3 protein-coding genes are annotated in these 2,546 nt (G+C 59.0%); all 3 read left to right on the top strand.

All coding sequences use genetic code 11. The features are described 5' to 3' along the window. Positions 1 to 240, top strand: a 240-nt coding sequence (locus ACP5EL_RS10135; RefSeq protein WP_428402392.1) for a TrkA C-terminal domain-containing protein, incomplete at its 5' end; no start/stop codon positions are given. A gap of 65 nt (positions 241 to 305) precedes the next feature. Beyond that, the gene (locus tag ACP5EL_RS10130) at positions 306 to 2,213 is read left to right on the top strand and encodes a GNAT family N-acetyltransferase (RefSeq protein WP_428402391.1); all 1,908 of its coding nucleotides are present in this window, start codon (positions 306 to 308) and stop codon (positions 2,211 to 2,213) included. Between the two features lie 62 nt (positions 2,214 to 2,275). Continuing rightward, a partial coding sequence (locus ACP5EL_RS10125; RefSeq protein WP_428402390.1) for an Eco29kI family restriction endonuclease occupies positions 2,276 to 2,546 on the top strand: 271 nt, incomplete at its 3' end.

Raw genomic sequence — 2,546 nt, 5'->3', positions numbered from 1 at the left:
GAGATGGCCCGGTTCCGGGTGGGCTGGAGGTCGCGGCTCGTCGGCAGAAGCCTCGGAGAGCTGAGCCTTCCCGAAAGGCTCGGCTGCACCGTGGCCGCCATCGAGAGGGACGGAAAAGGCCTCCCCACCATCGGCCCCGAGACGGTGGTGGAGAGAGGAGACCATCTGGCGGTGATCGGCAGCTTCGAGAGCATAGAGAAGTTCACGAGACGCTACCGATGGCGTAACCCCCTGAGATGAAAGCAGAGGGGAAATAGATGGAAAACGCCTCCTGGCACAGAGGAAATAAAGATGGAGATGATATTATGAAAGAAGGCTCTTCTGGCTCGAATTACGAGCGGGAGAGGGAGATCTGGCCCGAGAAGTTCGCCTCCCTCGGCGCGGTATTCAGGAAGATCCACCCAGGGGACCGGATATTCATAGGGACCGGGTGCGGCGAGCCCCAGTACCTCCTCAACTCTCTTGTCGAGTACGTCAAGAGCAACCCCAAGGCCTTCTTCGAGGCGGAGGTGATCCACGTCTGGAGTCTGGGGATCGCCCCCTACGCCGACGAGAAGCTCAAGGATAACTTCAGGCTCGACTCCTTCTTCGTCGGGGACAGCACAAGAGACGCCGTCAACAGGGGCGCCGCCGACTACACCCCGATATTCCTATCCCAGGTTCCCGACCTCTTCCGGCGCGAGATCACCCCCATCGACGTCGCCCTGATCCAGACCTCGCCCCCCGATCGGCACGGGTACATGAGCCTGGGGGTTTCCGTCGACATCGTCAAGGCGGCGGTGGAGATGGCGCCGCTGGTCATAGCCCAGGTGAACCGCAAGATGCCGAAGATTCACGGTGACGGCTTCATCAACGTCGAGGATGTGGACTATCTCGTCCCGCACGACGAGCCGCTCCTGGAGTACATGCCAGAGCTGATCAGCGACACCGCTCAGAGGATCGCGTCCTACGTCGCCCGGATCATCGAGGACGGGTCGACGATCCAGGTGGGGTACGGCTACGCACCCAACGCCCTCTTATCCCACCTCCAGAAGAAGAGGCACCTGGGCATCCACACCGAGCTATTGACCGACGGGATTGTGGAATTGATGAAATCGGGGGTCGTCGATAACAGCCAGAAGACGATCGACCGGGGAAAGACCGTCGCCGCCTTCTGCATGGGGCGGGCCGAGACCTACGAGTACCTCCACGACAACCCTTCGGTGGAGTTCAAGACGATCGACTACACCAATAACCCCCTCATAATTTCCCAGATCAAGAGGATGACCGCCATAAACAGCGCCATGGAGATCGACCTGACCGGCCAGGCCACGGCCGAGTCTCTGGGGAGCACCTTCTACAGCGGGATCGGGGGCCAGGCCGACTTCATGAGGGGCTCCCTCCTCGCGCCGGGCGGAAAGTCGATCCTCGCCCTCCCCTCGACGGCCCTGGGGGGCACCGTATCGCGGATCGTTCCCGCCCTTCACCCCGGATCGGGGGTCACCCTGACCAGAGGCGATGTCCAGTACGTGGTCACCGAGCACGGTATCGCCTACCTCCAGGGCAAGAACATCCGGGAGAGGGCCATGGACCTGATAGCAATCGCCCACCCGGACTTTCGGCCCTGGCTGATCGAGGAGGCGAAGGGGCTGAAGTTGATCTACCCGGATCAGGCCTACGTCCCCGGCAAGGGCGGCGAGTACCCCGAGCACCTCGCCATCCATCGGACCACCCGCGCAGGCGAGGGCCAGGAGATCCTCCTTCGGCCGGTCAAGATCAGCGACGAGCCTCTGATCAAGGACTTCTTCTACAGCCTCTCTGACGAGAGCATGTACACCCGTTTCATCTCGGCGAGGAAGAACGTCCCCCACGAGATGAGGCAGAACCTCGTCGCCGTCGACTACACCCGGGACATGGTGATCCTGGCGGTCGTCGAGGAGGAGAGGGAGCAGGAGACGGTTGTGGGCGTCGGCCAGTACAGCCTCAACCGCGACATGCACACCGCCGAGGTGGCGTTGGTGGTGAGGGACGAATACCAGGGGAAGGGCGTGGGCACGGAGCTTCTCCACTACCTCACCTACCTCGCCAAAAGGCAGGGGCTCCTCGGCTTCTCCGCCGAGGTTCTCTCCAGCAACCGGCCGATGCGGAGCCTCTTCGAGAAGATGGGCTTCGACATCGAGAAGAGGAGGGAGGAAGGGGTCTACGAGCTGAAGATGAGGTTCAGGGAGGTGTGAGGGGCACTTTTCGAGCCAGAGCTATCGATTTATATAAATACCAAAAAGATCAGTTAGCAGATGTGCCATTGATAGATACATATACATTTAGATCGCCCCAGTTAAAGGACGTACTTGGCGGTGCGGTGGACTTCTTTTTATCAAGGCCTTTCTCATCATTACCACCTGATTTCAAGTTTAATGGACCTGGTGTTTATGGTTTATACTATTTTGGTGATTTTGAGTTATACGAAAAAATATCTCAATTAAATAACCATGGAGATTATTTACCTATTTATATTGGAAAGGCCGTACCTCCCGGATGGCGTACGGCCAGAATAATGAGCACTGAAG

The organism is Methanocrinis sp. (genome assembly GCF_049974945.1).
Lineage (GTDB): Archaea > Halobacteriota > Methanosarcinia > Methanotrichales > Methanotrichaceae > Methanocrinis.
The sequence above is the reverse complement of the archived record's forward strand: the minus strand, read 5'-3'. Positions and strand labels throughout refer to the sequence as shown.

Coding starts and splice junctions, on each gene's coding strand:
- ACP5EL_RS10130 (WP_428402391.1), top strand. CDS start 306: ATGAAAGAAGGCTCTTCTGGCTCGAATTACGAGCGGGAGAGGGAGATC.